Annotated in this window: 21 protein-coding genes; 16 read left to right on the forward strand and 5 right to left on the reverse strand. The window is 43.2% G+C overall.

Annotated elements, in window-relative coordinates; translation table 11 throughout:
• Nucleotides 1-8: 8 nt before the first annotated feature.
• The 12 genes from ACMXYW_RS05975 (at nt 9) to ACMXYW_RS06030 (ending at nt 9,713) form a co-directional block, all read left to right on the forward strand.
• Nucleotides 9-725, forward strand: a complete 717-nt coding sequence (locus ACMXYW_RS05975) for a hypothetical protein (protein ID WP_415905583.1) — start codon at nt 9-11, stop codon at nt 723-725.
• 172 nt (nt 726-897) lie between these two features.
• Nucleotides 898-1,536 carry a YceH family protein gene (locus ACMXYW_RS05980; RefSeq protein WP_415905874.1) on the forward strand — a complete coding sequence of 213 codons (639 nt, stop codon included), beginning with the start codon at nt 898-900 and terminating at the stop codon, nt 1,534-1,536.
• A gap of 49 nt (nt 1,537-1,585) precedes the next feature.
• Nucleotides 1,586-1,936 (forward strand): CidA/LrgA family protein, encoded by a 351-nt coding sequence (locus ACMXYW_RS05985; protein ID WP_415905584.1) that lies wholly within the window; start codon nt 1,586-1,588, stop codon nt 1,934-1,936.
• A complete protein-coding gene (locus tag ACMXYW_RS05990; protein WP_415884134.1) occupies nt 1,929-2,645 on the forward strand; it encodes an LrgB family protein in 717 nt (238 codons plus the stop codon). The genes ACMXYW_RS05985 and ACMXYW_RS05990 overlap by 8 nt, the downstream gene beginning before the upstream one ends.
• A gap of 238 nt (nt 2,646-2,883) precedes the next feature.
• The gene (locus ACMXYW_RS05995) at nt 2,884-3,183 is read left to right on the forward strand and encodes a PepSY domain-containing protein (protein ID WP_415898597.1); all 300 of its coding nucleotides are present in this window, start codon (nt 2,884-2,886) and stop codon (nt 3,181-3,183) included.
• Nucleotides 3,184-3,187: 4 nt separating this feature from the next.
• Entirely contained in the window at nt 3,188-3,847 is a 660-nt protein-coding gene (locus ACMXYW_RS06000; protein WP_415898596.1) for a response regulator transcription factor, read from the forward strand.
• A gap of 3 nt (nt 3,848-3,850) precedes the next feature.
• Complete coding sequence (locus ACMXYW_RS06005) at nt 3,851-5,176, forward strand: sensor histidine kinase (RefSeq protein WP_415905585.1); 1,326 nt, start codon at nt 3,851-3,853, stop codon at nt 5,174-5,176.
• 16 nt (nt 5,177-5,192) lie between these two features.
• Nucleotides 5,193-5,828: a hypothetical protein gene (locus ACMXYW_RS06010; RefSeq protein WP_415884138.1), complete on the forward strand. Its 636-nt coding sequence runs from the start codon at nt 5,193-5,195 to the stop codon at nt 5,826-5,828.
• 8 nt (nt 5,829-5,836) lie between these two features.
• On the forward strand, nt 5,837-6,892 hold the full coding sequence (locus tag ACMXYW_RS06015) for an AAA family ATPase (RefSeq protein ID WP_415905586.1): 1,056 nt from the start codon (nt 5,837-5,839) through the stop codon (nt 6,890-6,892).
• Nucleotides 6,870-8,507 (forward strand): ABC transporter transmembrane domain-containing protein, encoded by a 1,638-nt coding sequence (locus ACMXYW_RS06020; protein ID WP_415905587.1) that lies wholly within the window; start codon nt 6,870-6,872, stop codon nt 8,505-8,507. The genes ACMXYW_RS06015 and ACMXYW_RS06020 overlap by 23 nt, the downstream gene beginning before the upstream one ends.
• Nucleotides 8,494-9,306, forward strand: a complete 813-nt coding sequence (locus ACMXYW_RS06025; protein WP_415905588.1) for an alpha/beta fold hydrolase — start codon at nt 8,494-8,496, stop codon at nt 9,304-9,306. Before ACMXYW_RS06020 ends, ACMXYW_RS06025 begins: the two co-directional genes overlap by 14 nt.
• Before the next feature lie 2 nt (nt 9,307-9,308).
• The gene (locus ACMXYW_RS06030) at nt 9,309-9,713 is read left to right on the forward strand and encodes a hypothetical protein (protein WP_415905589.1); all 405 of its coding nucleotides are present in this window, start codon (nt 9,309-9,311) and stop codon (nt 9,711-9,713) included.
• Nucleotides 9,714-9,750: 37 nt separating this feature from the next.
• Here the strand turns inward: ACMXYW_RS06030 and htpX are convergent, their stop codons facing one another.
• On the reverse strand, nt 9,751-10,644 hold the full coding sequence (htpX, locus tag ACMXYW_RS06035) for a protease HtpX (protein ID WP_415905590.1): 894 nt from the start codon (nt 10,642-10,644) through the stop codon (nt 9,751-9,753).
• 153 nt (nt 10,645-10,797) lie between these two features.
• On the opposite strand from htpX, the gene ACMXYW_RS06040 reads away from it, so the two are divergent.
• Nucleotides 10,798-11,703, forward strand: a complete 906-nt coding sequence (locus ACMXYW_RS06040) for a class I SAM-dependent methyltransferase (RefSeq protein WP_415905591.1) — start codon at nt 10,798-10,800, stop codon at nt 11,701-11,703.
• Nucleotides 11,704-12,195, forward strand: a complete 492-nt coding sequence (locus ACMXYW_RS06045) for a hypothetical protein (protein ID WP_415898588.1) — start codon at nt 11,704-11,706, stop codon at nt 12,193-12,195.
• Between the two features lie 58 nt (nt 12,196-12,253).
• Here ACMXYW_RS06045 and ACMXYW_RS06050 read toward each other — a convergent pair whose 3' ends face one another.
• The 3 genes from ACMXYW_RS06050 to ACMXYW_RS06060 form a co-directional block, all read right to left on the reverse strand.
• Nucleotides 12,254-13,081 (reverse strand): HDOD domain-containing protein, encoded by an 828-nt coding sequence (locus tag ACMXYW_RS06050; RefSeq protein ID WP_415905592.1) that lies wholly within the window; start codon nt 13,079-13,081, stop codon nt 12,254-12,256.
• Nucleotides 13,082-13,244: 163 nt separating this feature from the next.
• Nucleotides 13,245-13,616 carry a hypothetical protein gene (locus tag ACMXYW_RS06055; protein WP_415884147.1) on the reverse strand — a complete coding sequence of 124 codons (372 nt, stop codon included), beginning with the start codon at nt 13,614-13,616 and terminating at the stop codon, nt 13,245-13,247.
• Between the two features lie 110 nt (nt 13,617-13,726).
• Complete coding sequence (locus tag ACMXYW_RS06060) at nt 13,727-14,941, reverse strand: pyridoxal phosphate-dependent aminotransferase (protein WP_415884148.1); 1,215 nt, start codon at nt 14,939-14,941, stop codon at nt 13,727-13,729.
• Between the two features lie 175 nt (nt 14,942-15,116).
• Between ACMXYW_RS06060 and msrB the strand changes: the two genes are divergently transcribed.
• Together msrB and ACMXYW_RS06070 are read left to right on the forward strand one after the other, a co-directional pair.
• Nucleotides 15,117-15,521, forward strand: coding sequence for a peptide-methionine (R)-S-oxide reductase MsrB (msrB, locus tag ACMXYW_RS06065; RefSeq protein WP_415898586.1), 405 nt, complete (start codon nt 15,117-15,119; stop codon nt 15,519-15,521).
• Between the two features lie 8 nt (nt 15,522-15,529).
• A complete protein-coding gene (locus ACMXYW_RS06070; protein ID WP_415905593.1) occupies nt 15,530-16,198 on the forward strand; it encodes a DNA-3-methyladenine glycosylase I in 669 nt (222 codons plus the stop codon).
• Nucleotides 16,199-16,256: 58 nt separating this feature from the next.
• Here the strand turns inward: ACMXYW_RS06070 and ACMXYW_RS06075 are convergent, their stop codons facing one another.
• Entirely contained in the window at nt 16,257-16,838 is a 582-nt protein-coding gene (locus ACMXYW_RS06075; protein ID WP_415905594.1) for a YajG family lipoprotein, read from the reverse strand.
• Between the last annotated feature and the right edge of the window lie 6 nt (nt 16,839-16,844).

Here is a 16,844-nt window from a genome sequence, read left to right on the forward strand (position 1 = left end):
CTGTGATTATGCGAATTACTTTTTTTCTGGCGAGCTTTATATTAGCGGGTTGTAGCGCTGATATACCCGACACAGATTATTTCCCTTTGCAGAAAGGTGTTGTGTGGGAATATCAGGTGAATGAGCTATTTGGTAATCGAGAGAGCCAGCGTGAGTTTTCAATCGAAAATCTCGGAGAAACCCAATTTAAAGAGGGAGAGGTTTTTGCTGAAGATACAATCAGTGTGCGTCATACCAGTGACGGCACCGATTACTATATTCTCAAAGATGATTCAGGGGTTTATCGAGCTGCACGTCGTACATTGATTGAATACCAACCAAGGTTTGAAAAGTCACTTGTTAGGATCTTACCCAATAATAAAGATCTTGAAGTAGGGCGTAGTTGGACGGTACCTACCAAGCCTTATGCCTTGCATGCGACTGCTTCTTTCGCAGTACCCGATCCGCGTAAACGGGATATTAACTTACAGTTTGAGATTAAATCGGTTACAGATACCGTTGAAGTTCCTGCAGGAACCTTTGAGCGTTGTATCAGGGTTGAAGGGACTACAGTCTTAACACTCTATGTTGACCCTAAACTCGGGTATCAAGATATCCCTATTACTCAGACTGAATGGTATGCACCAGGCGTTGGTTTAGTGAAACTTGTACGAGAAGAGCCATTAAGTATGGAGTTATTTAAGGGTGGGGTAATCAGTTACGAATTATCTCGTTTTGATCCATAAAACGACCATCTACTTTGTCAGCCAGCTTGAAAAGGTCTAGACATTTCACTGCGCTGCCTTTCGCGTATCTGGTCATTTTATAGCCCACTGAGTAAGTATGAGACTTATTTGTAGGTTCCTGAATATGTTATGGTGGATAACATATTGAAACAGAAGGAAGTAAACCGTGGATATGGATCTAACTTCACTACAGACTCGAGTTATTGGTTGTTTGTTGGAAAAAGAGATAACGACACCCGATCAATATCCTCTGTCACTTAATGGCCTAACAACCGCTTGTAATCAGAAAAGTAATCGAGAGCCTGTTCTGTCACTTGATGAGAGCGAGGTTCAGAACATACTGGATGAGCTTAAAGAGAAACGCTTAGTGCGTGATGAGAGCGGCTTTGGCAGCCGTGTATCTAAGTTTAAGCACCGGTTTTGCAACACCGAGTTCAGCGACCTTCAATTTACCGCACAGCAACTTGCTGTTATTTGTGTGCTATTCCTTCGTGGCCCGCAAACACCAGGTGAATTAAGAACTAGAACAAATCGCCTATGCGAATTTAAGGACGTATCTGAAGTAGAAGCTACGTTGACTAGTTTAGCGGATCACCCTATGGGGTCTTTGGTTCAGCGCTTAGCGCGTGAACCGGGTAAGCGGGAATCACGTTACGTCCATCTGTTCAGCGGTACGGTTGAAGATGCTGATGTTGAAATGGCCGCAACGGATACTGACGATCACAATCTTACTTTGCAGCAAAGAATTGCAAGGCTAGAGCAAGAGGTCGCAGATCTTAAACAAGAGATTATGACGTTAAAAAACTCATAGAAATTGATTTAATCTAAGCCGCCAGTGCATTCCCCTTCAGGCTATCTTTATGATTTTAGGTATGTTTATTTTGTTTGCTTTCCTCATATTGGGGGAAGCAATCAGCTATCTGCTGAAGTTACCTGTTCATGGTGCTGCAATAGGTATGTTACTCATCACCCTATGGTTAATGATCAGAGGCTCCGTAAGTGATGAACTTGCAACCGCAAGTCAGCAACTGATCTCCGCTCTGGTTCTTTTTGTCGTTCCTGGTGTTGTTGGTGTGTTCTTTTTAGGAGAGCAATTTAAAGGTGAATGGTTAAATCTTGGTTTGGCGTTAGGTGTGGGGACCTTACTGAGTGTTTTGACATCTTTGCTATTAGTGAAATTTGGTCGATTGGAGCAAAGCCAAGATGACTGAAAATTCACTATCAAGCCTGATACCTCACTTCCTTGAAACGCCTTTATTTGCAATCGGACTTACGTTGTTTTCCTTTGTTTTAGGCGGATACTTCTTCAATAAAATGGGAAAGCCCGTTTGGTGTCCGGCAATGTTATTAGCGGCTTCATTCTTGGCGCTGTTTCTATTTGGATTATCGATTAGTTACGAAGAGTACTACTCAGGGGCAAAGTGGTTATCTGTACTTATTGCACCAACCACGGTCGCTTTAGGTGTTCCTTTGTATCAGCAGAGCCATCATATCCGAGCTGCATGGCGACAAATTCTGTTAACGGTACCTATATCCGCAAGCTTAGCTGTGGTTTACGCTGTTTTAATTGCTTTCTGCTTAGGTTCTAGTGATCAGGTGCTGGCTTCAATTGCACCAAAATCAGTTACGGCGCCAATAGCCATAGGCTTAACGGAACAGTTGGGCGGTTCTGTATCATTAATGATGGGTGGGTTATTAGCGACAGGCGTGTTTGCTGTGTTTTTCGTTGATCTATTAGCTTCAAGATTAAACGTCACCGATGAGCGTTTAGTTGGCTTGGTGTTAGGCATCAACGGTCATGCTGTAGGCACTATTAGGGCTTTTGAGATCAGCCCTGTTGCCGGAGCATTCTCATCATTAGGTATGGGATTAACCGGTATTTTTACCGCCATCTTTTTGCCTTTTGTCTGGCCCTACTAATTTAAGATAACGAAACTTTCTTAAACCGGCACTCGCCGGTTTTTTTATGTCATAGGTAGTTTTGGACGATTTTCTATTAGGTGTTAAATGTATAACCTTATGATTTTATTGTAAAAAGTTTAACTATAATCAAAAGGATCTATTTCCTTAACAAATCTGCCGGTTTTTTAAGTTTGATTTAAGAAAGCTTGTTTATACTGCCAATAAAACTAGCGTAGATTTTGATCGGACCGACTGAATGTTGATACGAATTATTTTATTACTGTCCGTGCTTGTAGCACCTTTAGCACAAGCTCAAGAGCTAAGTGCGGATGAAGTATTAAAGCTAGTGAAAGATGGAAAAGTAATGCCTCTTGAAGAGATCTTATCGCTCCATCCAGAGATTAGTGACGCAAGATTATTGGATCTATCCCTCAGCCGCGAAGGTGAGGACAGTTATGTGTATTCGGTGGAAGTTATCAATAAAAGTAACTCTGTAGTGGAGTTTGAGATTGATGCAGTAACCGGTTTGTTCCTCCAAGAGCAGTTTGAAGAGTAGGGCTATGAAGATTTTATTAGTTGAAGATGAAATCGCACAAGTTGAAGCCTTAAAGCCGGTTTTAAAACGAAGTGGTTATGCGGTTGAAGAATCCTATGACGGTGAAGATGCGTTGTTTCGAATTAAAGAGGAATCATTCGATGCGATTGTTTTGGATCTGGGTTTGCCCAAGTGTTCGGGCTTAGAGGTTCTTCAACAGATGCGTGCTATGGGTGATATGACACCGGTGTTAGTGTTAACCGCTCGAGATAGCTGGCAGGAGCGCGTTGATGGCCTTAAAGCAGGTGCAGATGATTATTTGGGTAAGCCGTATCACGCTGAAGAATTGTTAGCGCGTTTAGAGGCGTTGATTCGACGCTATTTCGGCAGAGCATCTCAAGTTATTTCGGTGTGTGGTTTGTCTTTGGATCCAGATACGCAGCAAGTGCAGGATAAGGATGGAAATTCGATTCAGCTTACGGGGATAGAGTTTCGGCTACTTAGATATCTGATGTTGAATCCTGGAAAGGTATTTTCAAAAGCTCACCTTAGCGAGCATGTCTACGAAGAAGAGCAGATGCGAGACAGTAACGTTATCGAAGTTTATGTAAATAGACTCAGACAGCGTTTTGGCAAAGGGATTATCGAGACCCTTCGTGGTCAAGGTTACAGGTTAAAGGGCTAGGCCATGACTCGAGTGATCTCATTAGAGCAGCGTATCCGAAACCGATTATTACTGGTGGTCTTGCCCCTATTAATGGTCTTGGTATTTATCATCGATCGTAGTGTTCACATTCTTGTAGATGATTTGGTAGTTAGTCGTCTTAAGCAGGATGCGGAAAGCTTGATTACCTCAATAGATAAAAAAAACGCTGCTTGGCAGGTCGATGAGAAATATTTACCGACGGTTTATCAGCGTGTGCGCTCAGGGCATTACTTTATTTTAAGCTGGAACAAAGAGCAGATTCGTTCTCGATCTTTGTGGGATACCGTAATTGATGTTTCGGAATTTTCTTCCGGTGATACAGAAGAATATCAATATTTCGAGAATGCGGGTGAAAGGTGGTTGGTCTATCAAGAAACGTTCACCAAAAAAGGGCAAACCTTCAGTTTGTGGGTGGCTGAAGATATCACCTTGATTGAACAGAAACAGAGGTTCTATGAGTGGATCTTGGTAGCTGTAGCCGGTTTATCTATTTTTGGCTTTGTTCTATGGCAGCGCTATGTCATTCGGACGGGTTTTAATCGCCTAGCTCCCGTTCAGGAGGCGATTGAAAACAATAAAAATACCGGTGAATTGAGCTTCCCTAAAGATGTCCCGCAAGAGATATCAGGGTTGGTTGAGTCTATTCGAAAATTGGTGTCAGGCTCAGAAGAACAGTTGTCTCGTTCACGTATGGCGTTGGGTAATTTAGCGCACGAACTTAAGAAGCCTCTACAAGAATTAAAGATACATGCATCAATGTTGACTGATACTGCGCAGCGAAAAGCCATAGAAAAGAGCATTGAGCAATTGCATCGCCGAATTGATTCTGAATTGAGACGTGCACGGATCTCTGGTGCGCCAATGCCGGGCTATCTGTTTTCGTTTGCAGAAGAACTACTTCACTTAGAAGTCCTGCTGAACCAGATTCATGATAGGAAGCTGGCTTTATCCGTAAACAGTGAGCATGACAAGCTGCCTTTTGATAGAGATGACATGTTGGAACTGTTAGGAAATCTACTCGATAACGCATGGAAGTATTCGCAATCAGAAGTACGAATTACAGTAGAGACGGATGGTAATTATTGGTTCTTTTATATAGACGATGATGGTGAAGGTATTAGTGAAAGTAAGATCGAACAGGCAAATAAGCGTGGAGTTAGGGTTGATGAAAACGAACATTTGCCTGGTCACGGTCTAGGGTTGTCAATCTGTGAATCGATCGCACGAGTTTACGGTGGAAGTCTAACTCTATCAGCCAGTGAGTTAGGTGGTTTACGAGTAAAAGTTGAGCTAGTTAAGAAGCTTTGATTAGGGGTTAAGGGTGATGAAACGAGCATTGATGGCAATGTTTTTTGTAGGGTACGCCGGAACCATCGCTGCCAGTAATGATATTGGCACAGTGGCTATCTACAGTGATGGAAAAGTAGAGAAGCTTATAGAAAAAGGCACTGGTTGGGAGGTTTGGGAAGACCAGAGAAAGCGCTTATATAAACGATCAATTCATCCTGTTGTACCTGTTTTGAGTTATCAAAAGTATCCGGATCGCACTCAAGGCTATTCGCACACATTGAAGTTCGGATCGCCTGAAACTTTGATCCCGTTTGGAAAAGATGATGCAGCTGAGTTTGAAATGAATCGTCAAAGCTCTAAATCAGGCAACTCCATTCGTCATTGGCGTTGTACTTATCAAGGTGAAGGTCGCTTCAAGCTGAAAAAGAAAAAGTACAAAACCAACAAGTATAACTGTGCACGCTCGGTTTTTTGGAAAGAGGTGATCGCCAAGGTCAGGGAAACTCATGACATTGAATACGCTCCTGAATTAGGTCTGGTTGTCGAGCGTAAAGTGAGAGGCCGTTCTGGAAAACCGAAGCGAGTGGAATTGGAAGCCCTGTTAACACCAGAAAGAGCGACAGCAAAGAGAATATCCCGAATTGTTTACAAATTACGTAAACAAAAGTGAGGTGAAAAATGATTGATCTGAATCGTGTCAAAAGAAGCTATATCACGCGTAACGTTAACTTTGATGATGTTACTGACGTTGCGGAACTGTTGCCAGAGACAGGAGATCTTTTATTAGCGAGAGTAGATCGTATTCGTCAGCACACTCGGATTGAAAACCCGTATGGACGCCGCGAACACCTTTTTGTGGATGATCTGATTATTGTCGCTGCGGGTGATCGATATGCCACGGATCAGTTTTACGCCAAGTCCCCGGCGCAGTTAGGCAAAACCCAACTCGTTGCTGCCGGTGGTATTGCAGGGGATGTGATCAGTAAAAGCGCTCAGGTGAAGGCCGCGACTGAAATTACAGTTTTAGGGGTGTTAGTTAATAGCCAAGGGCAGAAAATTAACTTAGAGAGCTACAGTACGCTTAAAGATGCTTATCTGCATCCATCGGCTAATGAAATGCCTGTTTTGTTGGTGGTCGGCAGTGATATGAACAGTGGTAAGACCTCAATGGCATCTTCGTTAATTAACGGCTTTAGCAAAGCCGGTTTTAAGGCCGCAGCTGCCAAGTTAACAGGTACAGGGTCAGGACCCGATTACTGGAAGATGGTTGATGCTGGCGCTTTTCAAGTGAAAGATTTCCTTGATGCGGGTTACCCGACCACAGTTAATCTGAGTGAAACAAAATTAGTTCGGTTACTTCAAAGATTAAAAATGGATGCGGTTCAAGCTGATGCGGATCTATTGGTTGTTGAATTAGCAGATGGGGTTTTACAGCCACAAAACAAAGCACTCATAGCGAATGGCCGTTTGCTTAAGGAAGTAAGTGCATCGATGATCGCTGCAGATAGCTCAACCGCCGCAGCATTTTGCGCTGAAAAAATGATTGAAGCTGGATTCCCTATTTATGGCTTAGGTGGTTTATTCACACGTGCAGAATTATGTGCGGATGAAGTACAAGATAGCCTTGGTTTACCTATTTATAGCTTGGATGCTTTGCGCAAAGTGAGCACAGCGAAGGCATTGATGGCTAGTTTGGAGAGGGATCATAGTTATGTTACCTCCTATGCTATCTAAACAACGTTGGAAGGGAATCGGTGGTTTGATCCTAATTGGATTGATACAGACTGCCTGTTTCCTAGGCTTAATGACCTTAGCCAAGGATCAGTTGGGCCACGAGCAGTTTTCATTTGATCTGGGTATAACATCAATTGTGTTAACTGCAATTTTTGGATTAGCGGCGGCCAGATATTGTGAACGTTATTTCGCTGAACGTATGGCCCAAGCTTATATCTGTGAGTTACGAAATACAGTTTATAAACACACTTTGGCGCTCCCCGTGAGTGATGAGACTCTTAACCGAGGTGGTACTTTATTGCGGTTGACTGGGGATATGACGCCCATTCGCAATTGGATGGTGCAAGGTATTGCTCCACTGCTTGTATTGGGAGTTTGGCTATTAGCTGGATTTGTTGCACTCAGTCAGATCCATTGGACTTTGTTAGTAACGGCTTTTATACCGCTGGCTTTTGCTGTCTTAGGGAATTTTTATTTAGGTAAGGGCTTATATTATTCGACGGTGAGTGTAAGGCGTGAAAGAGGGCGTTTAATAAATGCGACTAATGAGCGATTAGCCCTCTTTAAATTAATCAGGTTATTCAATCAATCTGGAAAAGAGCAGCGAAAGTTTTCTCGTAGTGCTGATCGATTAAAAACACGTCAGATGCGTAAAGCTCATGCGTCTTCTCTAATCAGAGGCTTTAACGAAGCAGTTCTACTTATATCTGTGCTCGTTATCGTGATGCAGGGGTTAAACCTTAGTCATGCAGGGCTTATTGCAGAAACTTATATTCCTGTGTTGCTCGTAGCGTCTTTGTATTTGGTTAATCAGCTTAGAAGGCTTAGCCGCTTGTATGAGCTGTGGACCTTAAAAAAGGTATCCGAAGATAAGTTAGGTGCGTTTTTGCAGCGGGATATCGTAGGTCAGCAGAGCAAACGTCGATTGCCTAAAAAGGCCTTTAGAGTTGAGTCAAAAGGTATGGCTGTTAAGCGGCGTTTAAGCCCAATCTCTTTCGTAATCAATGAACAAGATCGCTTGTTGCTAAGAGGCGATCAAGGAGCAGGCAAGAGCTCATTCATGGAGGCTTTAGCAGGACTTGCTCCTATTACGAATGGGAAACTCAGATTTTGCGGCCGAAGGAGTTCATCGATTCATCCATCAATTTGGGCTCAAACGGTCTCACTTGTAAGTCCAGAGCTTCCTCTACTGAAAGGAACGCTAAGTAGTAATCTTTTCTATGGTGCAAGGAAAAGGTCAGAAGAGTTTACAGAGCAGGTTCTTGCAACAACCGGTTTGCAGGCATATTGCTCTGATGAAGGAAACGAATTAAAAATCGGTGAGAGGGGGGCAGATCTGCCCAGCAATTTAAGGTTTAGGGTTCAGCTCGCAAGAGCTTTGCTAAGGCGCCCAAAACTATTGCTTATCGATTCTGATGTTGCGTTAAAAAGCCCTGATATTAGAAACATGCTGGTGGATGTGTTCAATCGCTTTGATGGAGCTATTGTTATTGCCGAGGAGCTGGAGGAGTTAATAGCTCTGACTAATGGTGAGATTAAAGTTTCAGCAAGTGACGATGCTAAACCTAGCAATGTTGTTGAATTTCCAAGAGGGATGAATCATGAGCTTGCTTGAAATACCTGTTCCAGGCGCTGCTGTTCGTTGTATTTACCCGTCAGTTAAATCATTGCCTGCGAGGTTATATCGTCCAAAACAGCTGAAGGATGATACTCAGGTCATTGTTGCGGTGCATGGAATTTCCCGGCAGTACGATGATCAGTTGGAAGCTTTTAGAACCCTTGCTGATAAATTTGGCTGTTGGTTAGTGGTGCCTGAATTTGAGAAAGGAGTTTTTCCACAATATCAGAAGTTATCTAAAGGCCCTTATATGCCTCGAGCTGATATTGCGTTGAATACGCTTCTGATCGCATTTAGAAAGCATGTGGGGTTGCCGGAATTTAAAATTAAATTGTGTGGATATTCGGGTGGCGCACAGTTTGCGCACCGATATGCACTTTTCCACCCAAACAAAATAGCCTCGCTGGTGATATGTAGTGCAGGTTGGTACACCATCCCTAATCATGAGGATACCTACCCTTATGGGTTAAGAGACATACCCAAATGGATGGGGAAAGCGCAATTAGACCGAATGCTAGCACTGCCTTTAATGGTGGCCGTAGGGGAGCAGGATACGGTGCGTGATAAAAGTTTAAGGACTGGGGCGCGTGTAGATAAAGCACAAGGAATGAATCGGCTTGAGCGTGCTCACACTTGGTTTAAAGAATTGGCTGAATTGAAAGGCCAATTATTAGATGTAAGTAACCCACGACTTTGTGTCTTACCCGAGCAGGGACATGACTTTGCGGGTAGTTTTTTTGCTAGTGGATTAAAGACTTGTATTGACCGGTTTTGGTCGGAATGTAATCGGAGATAAAGATGACAACTTTGAAAACAATACTTGGGGTGAGTGCAATAGTTATGCTGGTGGGTTGTCAGGTTAAGCCTAGCGATGGTCCTTTAACTCGCTTGAGTGGATCAGAAATAAAGGCATTGTTTGTAGGAAAGACTGTTGAATCCTTCAATGTTATATCTGGTAGTAGCAGTTTCACGTACTACGCTGCAAATGGGCAGATTAAGCAAGAGCGATACTGGGAAGAAAGAAAGGGCATCTGGAAAGTAAATAACAAAGATGAAATCTGTTTAAGCATGGAAGGTAAAGAGTTTCGTTGCCGAGGCATCTATCGAGAAGGTGATAAGATCTATAAATATAGATTGAGCGATGCAGGGCAGTTAGAGAAGGTTATTCGGTATAGACAGTTTATCGATGGAAATACGCTGTAATAAAAAAATCCCCGGCTTGCCGGGGATTTTTTTATGCTTAGCCTCGCTTCTGAAGCGCTTCAATACGCTTATCAAGCGGAGGGTGGCTAGACATCAATTCCATCAGGCCAGACTTCATATGGCTGCTAATACCAAAGGCAGTTAGCTGGCCAGGCATCTGATCGGGCATTTCATATTCAGCTTTCAAACGTTGCAGTGCACCGATCATCGCATGGTTGCTAGATAGGTCTGCTCCTGCTTCATCGGCTCTGAACTCGCGGTAACGAGAGAACCAAGAAACAACAAACGAAGCCAAAATTCCAAAAATGATCTCGAAGACAATTACAGTAATGAAGTAACCAATACCAGTACCTGGCTGGCTTTCTTCATCGTTACTTTTAAGGATGCTATCTACTGCGTAGCCTGCAATGCGAGCAAAGAACATTACAAAAGTATTTATAACGCCTTGAACTAAGCTCATTGTAACCATATCACCGTTAGCTACATGGCCAATCTCATGGGCCATTACAGCCTTTACTTCCTCTTTTTGGAAGCGCTGTAACAGACCTAAGCTAACAGCAACTAATGCGTCATTCTTGTTCCAACCTGTTGCAAATGCATTTGCTTGTTGAGCAGGAAAAATACCGACTTCCGGCATTTTAATACCCGCTTTTTCTGAAAGCTCAGCAACAGTATCTAAAAGCCATTGTTCATCAGAGTTACGTGCTTGAGTAATGATCTCTGTACCTGTAGTCATTTTCGCCATTTTCTTAGATAGGAATAGCGAGATGAATGAACCTGCAAAACCGAAGACTGCACAGAAGATCAGCAAACTGGTCATATTAAGGCCAGCACCGGAAACATAGTGGTCAACACCCAGTAGATTAAGGGTAATGCTGGCAACGATTAGCACAGCGATGTTAGTTAATAGAAATAAGCCGATTCGCATCATAAGTGAAAGATTTCCTATTGTTTAAGCTCATTGCTTAGATAGGGGTGAATGATAAAAGTTTCAAGTCTATTTGTCCTGTTATTGCTGGTGTCCATTTACGCCCGAGCCTATAATTTAGCCCCTTTTTATGACCCTTTGGATACAGGATTTCAGATGCAGCAAGTCTTAACAGTCGTAAAGCAGCAAATACCATTAGCGATGGGTGAATCGCGCCGGATTTTTCATGGACGTGGGCACTGTTTTCCGGGGTTTGAGCATCTGGTAATTGACTGGTTTCCTCCTTATGCCGTAGCTCGGTTGTACAAAGAAGTTGAACCTGAGTGGGTTGCTGAATTAAGCGACACCCTAAAGAGTGTAGATGAAATCGAAGGTTTGGTGATTCAGCAGCGTTCTCGGGGTAAAGAAGCACAGCAAAATGTTGCTTGGGGCTCAGTGCCTGAGCAGATGAATACGATGGAACTTGGCCTGTTTTATCAGGTCAAACCTCAACGCAACCAAAATAGCGGTTTATTTTTGGATATGCGTGAAGGGCGTAGATGGGTGATGCACAATGCGGGCGGTAAGCGCGTGCTAAACTTATTTTCATATACCTGCGCTTTTTCGGTTGCAGCCCTTGCTGGTGGTGCCGAGCAGGTGGTGAATGTAGATATGTCCCGAGGCGCGATTAATACGGGGCGGGAAAATCACCTTTTAAATGGTTTAGAAGGAGACCGGGTTAAATTTTTGGCGTACGATCTATTTAGGTCTTGGAAGCGCGTGAGGCAATACGGTCCTTACGATTTGATTGTAATCGACCCGCCAAGTTTCCAGCCAGGAAGTTTTGTTGCTGAAAAAGATTATCGTAAAGTTATTCGTCGATTGAACGAATTAACTAAAGAAGGTGGCCAAGTTCTGGCCTGTCATAACGACCCGAAAAACGGCACTGAGTTTTTAAAGAATTTGATGTTGGAAGAGTGCCCTGATTTTAAGTTTGTTGAACGTTTAAATAATCCGGAAGATTTTCCGGAAGCTGAACCCGAAAAAAGCCTTAAAGTGTTGTTATACGTAAGGGAGAAGTGAGTGGAGTTAATTTGTATTGATTTGGAAGCAAGCGGGTTAGGTGCTGAGTCCTATCCTATCGAAATCGCTTGGATCAATGATGAGACGGGCGAGCAAGATAACTTTCTGATTAATCCAGATTCTGCTGCAGGTTGGCGATATTGGGATGAGCATGCTGAAGAGGTACACGGGATTGATCGTGATGAGGCCGTCAGCAAAGGGCTTGATATCAAACAAGCCTGTTCTCGCTTAAATGAAAAGCTTAAAGGTAAAACGCTGATTAGCGATGCATTTGAGTTTGATCTGTTTTGGTTAACGCGCTTATTTGAAGCGACCGGTATCCAGCCAAGCTTCCGGATGGCGGGGTTAGATCGAATTTTAAGTAAAGAACAGCTTATTCAGTTTGGCTTCTTAGCGAAAGCGCAATTTCGACGTCATCGAGCATTGCAAGATGTAAGAGATATTATCTCTTGTATCAAAGCCGTTACCGCAACCGGAACCGAAGCGGTTTAGCAGTAATAGAATTAAAAAAGGCAGCTTAGGCTGCCTTTTTTAATGGCTAAAGCTGAAGTTAGTCAGCTAGCCCATCCAAACCTGAATCAAGGTTGAGCGCTTCCTCTAGATCACCAAATGTATCAGCAGATACACCTGCTAGCGTAGCTACATCTTGAGGGAAGTTACCCTGCAGTGATTCTAGATTGTCTTTGTTGCGGATCGCTGAATTCACAACGCAAGCTAGATTTACCACAGCAGCCAGTGATGATGGCTCTTCAAAAGAGGTAGGCTGTTTGTGTTGACGAACAGCAATGCCTAAGTCTGCTGGGAAACTCCACATATCTAATAGAGCTTGGCCTGCTTCAGGTGAACTAAAGCCAAGACGCTCCATCTCTGCATCGCTTCGGCTGCAGTTGGATTCATCGATAAGTGTTTGGATCGCTTGTGCACGCATTGGCTGGGAAAGATGTAGCAATAAGCGCCCAATGTTGTGAATCAAACCAGCAGTAAAGGCGATATCAGGATCAACTTCGGTATCGCGTTCGGCAAACCATTTAGATAGTGCTGCCACTCGGAATGATTCACTCCAGAATTTTTTAAGGTCTAAGCCTTCGACTTCTTTAACGGAGCCCGCGATACCTGATGCGATTACCAGCGTTTTTAGGCGGACCATGCCCAGCATTACAACAGCTTCATCGATTGAAGATACTTTACGGCTCAAGCCGAAATGAGCGGAGTTTACTAAGCGTAGAATTTTAAGAGAGAGGGTTTGGTCTTGTGCTACTTTTTCAGCAATTTCGCCATAGTCTGCAGCAGGATTATTTAGTTGTTGAATAAGCTGTCTTACGACTTCAGGAACATTGGGCAGTTTGTCTGTTTGCTCAAGTAGTTCGCGAATCTCCATATGCACTCCTTAGAGATCAGATTCTTGTTATTGAGCTTTCTGCGCACCAATACCCGTATCAACAAAAAGCTCTAAATAGATAATTAGAGTTCTATGATGTTTTTTGCAAGAAGTTTTTGATTATTAGGCAAAAAAAAGCGGCTGGTGGCCGCTTTTTAATCAACTAATCTTCGTTTAGGACAAGCCCTTCGATCTGAGATCGGATGCCTTCATATTGTCCCATCTCTTCTGGCATAAAATAGAGTTTGTAGTAACAACGGTCGACCAAACGGCCTTTTTTGTCGTTAACGGTCTCTTTGTAAGAACCATATAGGTAGTTCATTTGCACGTGAATAACACGGGTATGAGGAGGTATGGTGACCTCATGATGTTCGAGGTCGTAACGGATTTTAGACTCTTTGATTGTATAGAAAGAGACTTCTGCGACGTGATTTAAGTTGATCAGAAAGTTTGATGTAACAGGAACAAGGTGGCGCTGCTCTAAGCCATTGTGTTCCATATAGATACCGCAGTTTTTTCTTACCTTTATAAACATTGATTATCCTATTTACTCTAAAGGCGAATACACAATATAGAGCTTAGTCTAGGATGGTCTTATTACAATGGGATTACAAAAAAAACGGCCATCGAAGATGGCCGTTCTGTTTATTGCTCGTAGGTTTTGAGGAAGGTGCCTATCCTTTCGATAGCGTCCTGAAGCTCATCCTTACGAGGTAAGAATACCAGCCGGAAATGTTGAGTATCCGGCATGTTAAAGCCGCTGCCTTGAACGATAAGGACTTTCTGTTGAAGTAGTAGATCCAAAGCCATCTTCTCGTCATTCTTGATCGGATAAACTTCTGGATCTAATTTCGCGAACAGATACAACGCGCCTTCTGGTTTTGTACAGCTTACGCCTGGGATCTCGTTAAGCATCTTCCAAGCTAGATTGCGCTGCTCGTAAAGTCGGCCGCCCGATACAATCAATTCATTGACGCTCTGGTATCCACCTAGAGCCGTTTGAATGGCGTGTTGGGTTGGTACGTTTGAGCAAAGGCGCATGCTAGAAAGCATCTCTAGACCTTCGATGTAATCGCGGGCATTGTGCTTAGGTCCGCTAACAATCATCCAGCCAGAGCGGAAACCTGCTGCTCGATAAGATTTCGATAGGCCATTGAAGGAGATGCACAGAACGTCATCAGCAAGTGATGCTAGTGGAGTATGTACCGCTTCATCGTATAAGATCTTGTCATAAATTTCGTCTGCGAAGATGATTAGATTATGCTCGCGGGCAAGTTCTATGATCTGTTCAAGCACGGCCTTTGGATATACAGCACCCGTTGGGTTGTTCGGGTTGATAACCACGATACCTTTTGTGCGATCAGTAATTTTACTGCGCATATCTTCAATATCAGGTGCCCAATCTTTCTCTTCATCACAACGGTAATGGATTGGGTTACCGCCGCTCAGACTTACTGCAGCTGTCCAAAGAGGGTAGTCAGGCGCAGGAATCAGCATCTCATCGGTATCGTTTAGCAGACCTTGCATTGCCATAACGATAAGTTCTGAAACGCCATTGCCAATGTAGATATCTTCAATGCCTACATTCTTAATTCCGTTTTTCTGACACTCTTGCATCACCGCTTTACGGGCGGAAAACAAGCCTTTTGAATCACAGTAGCCTTGGGAGGCGGGTAGATTCAAAATAACGTCCTGTACGATCTCTTCAGGCGCGTCGAAACCCCATGGGGCGGGATTGCCAATGTTTAATTTAAGGATTCGTTGTCCTTCCTCTTCAAGACGTTTAGCTTCCTGAAGTACTGGACCGCGAATGTCGTAACACACATTGATCAGCTTGTTTGATTTACGGATTACTGGCATTTTATTGTCCTGCAAACCTAGCCGGGAATCTCTGCGGCTAGATGTTGTCCTATGCATAGAGACCTAGGTTGTATGGTATAAGCCTCAGAAAAAAAGAGACTAATCATACGCCTTTTATTTGTTGAAACCTAGGGAAATGGCGTACTGCAGGCTTTTTTATTATCAGGGAGATTGTATGGCTGAAAAAAACCAAAAGGTCGTTCATTCAGACCAAGAGTGGCAAGATCGTTTGAGCCCAGAGCAATATCGTATCTGTCGTCAAAAAGGTACAGAGCGAGCTTTCACTGGCGAGTATTATAATAACCAACAAAGTGGGGAGTATCGTTGTATCTGTTGTGGCACTCCATTGTTTGCATCGGAGCAAAAATACGATTCTGGTAGTGGTTGGCCGAGTTTTTGGCAGCCGGTCGAAGATGGCGCTCTAGAAGAGCACAGTGATACAACTCACGGCATGGTGCGTGTAGAGATCACTTGCGCAACGTGTGATTCGCATTTGGGGCACGTATTTACGGATGGGCCGCAACCTACCGGTCTTAGATATTGCGTGAATTCTGCTTCCTTAGATTTTGTGAAAAAGTGAAACAGTAGATGAAATCCTTCCAGTGGATTTACGAGCATGTTCAAGCTCATTACCCGGATCAAGATATTGAAGCACTCTTACCTTTAGTTAAGAGTCAGTCAGAGTTAGCGCAAGTGCCTGATGATCGATTATTCAGTGACATGATGCGGAGGGTGTTTCGAGCAGGGTTGAAGCACTCTTTAGTTGATTCTAAATGGCCCGCGTTTGAACAAGCATTTTTTGGATTTGATCCAGAAAAAGTCAGTTTGATGAGTGACGAACAGTTAGAAAACCTAATGCAGAATGATCAGTTGATCAGGCATTGGGGCAAGATTAAAGCAACCCGAGTGAATGCTTTGATGGTCACAGATCTTGCTAGCAAGCATGGAAGTTTTGCGAAGATGGTCGCTGATTGGCCGGTTGAAGATATTATTGGCTTATGGGAATTGCTCAAAAAGCAAGGTCAGCAATTAGGTGGGAATTCAGGTAGCTATTTTTTAAGAATGATCGGAAAAGATACTTTTATTCTGACTGATGATGTTGTTGCTGGACTGAAAGCTCAAGGAGTTATTGAGAAAAAGCCAACGGCGAAAAGGGATTTGAAGCTCGTTCAAAATTGTTTTAACCAATGGCGAGAAGAGTCTGGTAGGCCTATGTGTCAGATAAGCCGTTTGCTCTCTCATACCGTGGGTTGGTAGAAAATAAAAAGCCTGCGTCTTAATAGATAGCAGGCTTTTTTATTGTAATTTCTAACGATTAGTTAAACTGAATGAAATCCAATAGTTGTTGATCATTCATCGCTAGGTTCATCACGCTGGAAAAAAGATCATTTACCAACCTTTCGTTTTCTTCCTCTGAAGGTACGCCCACAAAAGTTTGCTGTTTATCTGCTGTATAAGTACCGGTGTAACTCTTGTTATCTTTGCTTACCATTACCTTTAACTTGGTATCCAAGTTCACGGTCTGTTTTATTTTTGATTCAGAAGCACGGTAATTAAGTTCAATAAGACTGATGGTTAGATTAAACTCGCCGCCGTAGAAGCGAACGATTCCCATATCTTCCAATGCGTGTTCAGTCGTATGCTGTAGAAGATGAAGGCTATCTTTTAAAACAATTGATGGCGCATCTGCTTTACCTGTATAGCGGTAGCCAATGACTGAATCTGCTCTTAAGTCTTTCGGAATAATCTCTACGCGTTTCTCTTTACTCAAGACCCTGGAAACTTGGATCTGCGGGTGAAGGCCTAGCGTTTGTGAATTAAATGTCATGCAACCGGTTAAGGTGCTAGTGGCTAATATGGCTAGTAATCCGGTTACTAATAAACGTATCTGTTTCAACTTAAC

Source organism: Neptuniibacter sp. QD48_55, assembly GCF_047778115.1.
GTDB lineage: Bacteria > Pseudomonadota > Gammaproteobacteria > Pseudomonadales > Balneatricaceae > Neptuniibacter.

What these genes read in the sequence shown, in the direction of transcription:
- ACMXYW_RS05975 (WP_415905583.1), top strand. Translation starts at nt 9, where the DNA reads ATGCGAATTACTTTTTTTCTGGCGAGCTTTATATTAGCGGGTTGTAGC.
- ACMXYW_RS05980 (WP_415905874.1), top strand. Translation starts at nt 898, where the DNA reads ATGGATCTAACTTCACTACAGACTCGAGTTATTGGTTGTTTGTTGGAA.
- ACMXYW_RS05985 (WP_415905584.1), top strand. Translation starts at nt 1,586, where the DNA reads ATGATTTTAGGTATGTTTATTTTGTTTGCTTTCCTCATATTGGGGGAA.
- ACMXYW_RS05990 (WP_415884134.1), top strand. Translation starts at nt 1,929, where the DNA reads ATGACTGAAAATTCACTATCAAGCCTGATACCTCACTTCCTTGAAACG.
- ACMXYW_RS05995 (WP_415898597.1), top strand. Translation starts at nt 2,884, where the DNA reads ATGTTGATACGAATTATTTTATTACTGTCCGTGCTTGTAGCACCTTTA.
- ACMXYW_RS06000 (WP_415898596.1), top strand. Translation starts at nt 3,188, where the DNA reads ATGAAGATTTTATTAGTTGAAGATGAAATCGCACAAGTTGAAGCCTTA.
- ACMXYW_RS06005 (WP_415905585.1), top strand. Translation starts at nt 3,851, where the DNA reads ATGACTCGAGTGATCTCATTAGAGCAGCGTATCCGAAACCGATTATTA.
- ACMXYW_RS06010 (WP_415884138.1), top strand. Translation starts at nt 5,193, where the DNA reads ATGAAACGAGCATTGATGGCAATGTTTTTTGTAGGGTACGCCGGAACC.
- ACMXYW_RS06015 (WP_415905586.1), top strand. Translation starts at nt 5,837, where the DNA reads ATGATTGATCTGAATCGTGTCAAAAGAAGCTATATCACGCGTAACGTT.
- ACMXYW_RS06020 (WP_415905587.1), top strand. Translation starts at nt 6,870, where the DNA reads ATGTTACCTCCTATGCTATCTAAACAACGTTGGAAGGGAATCGGTGGT.
- ACMXYW_RS06025 (WP_415905588.1), top strand. Translation starts at nt 8,494, where the DNA reads ATGAGCTTGCTTGAAATACCTGTTCCAGGCGCTGCTGTTCGTTGTATT.
- ACMXYW_RS06030 (WP_415905589.1), top strand. Translation starts at nt 9,309, where the DNA reads ATGACAACTTTGAAAACAATACTTGGGGTGAGTGCAATAGTTATGCTG.
- htpX (WP_415905590.1), bottom strand. Translation starts at nt 10,644, where the DNA reads ATGATGCGAATCGGCTTATTTCTATTAACTAACATCGCTGTGCTAATC.
- ACMXYW_RS06040 (WP_415905591.1), top strand. Translation starts at nt 10,798, where the DNA reads ATGCAGCAAGTCTTAACAGTCGTAAAGCAGCAAATACCATTAGCGATG.
- ACMXYW_RS06050 (WP_415905592.1), bottom strand. Translation starts at nt 13,081, where the DNA reads ATGGAGATTCGCGAACTACTTGAGCAAACAGACAAACTGCCCAATGTT.
- ACMXYW_RS06055 (WP_415884147.1), bottom strand. Translation starts at nt 13,616, where the DNA reads ATGTTTATAAAGGTAAGAAAAAACTGCGGTATCTATATGGAACACAAT.
- ACMXYW_RS06060 (WP_415884148.1), bottom strand. Translation starts at nt 14,941, where the DNA reads ATGCCAGTAATCCGTAAATCAAACAAGCTGATCAATGTGTGTTACGAC.
- msrB (WP_415898586.1), top strand. Translation starts at nt 15,117, where the DNA reads ATGGCTGAAAAAAACCAAAAGGTCGTTCATTCAGACCAAGAGTGGCAA.
- ACMXYW_RS06070 (WP_415905593.1), top strand. Translation starts at nt 15,530, where the DNA reads ATGAAATCCTTCCAGTGGATTTACGAGCATGTTCAAGCTCATTACCCG.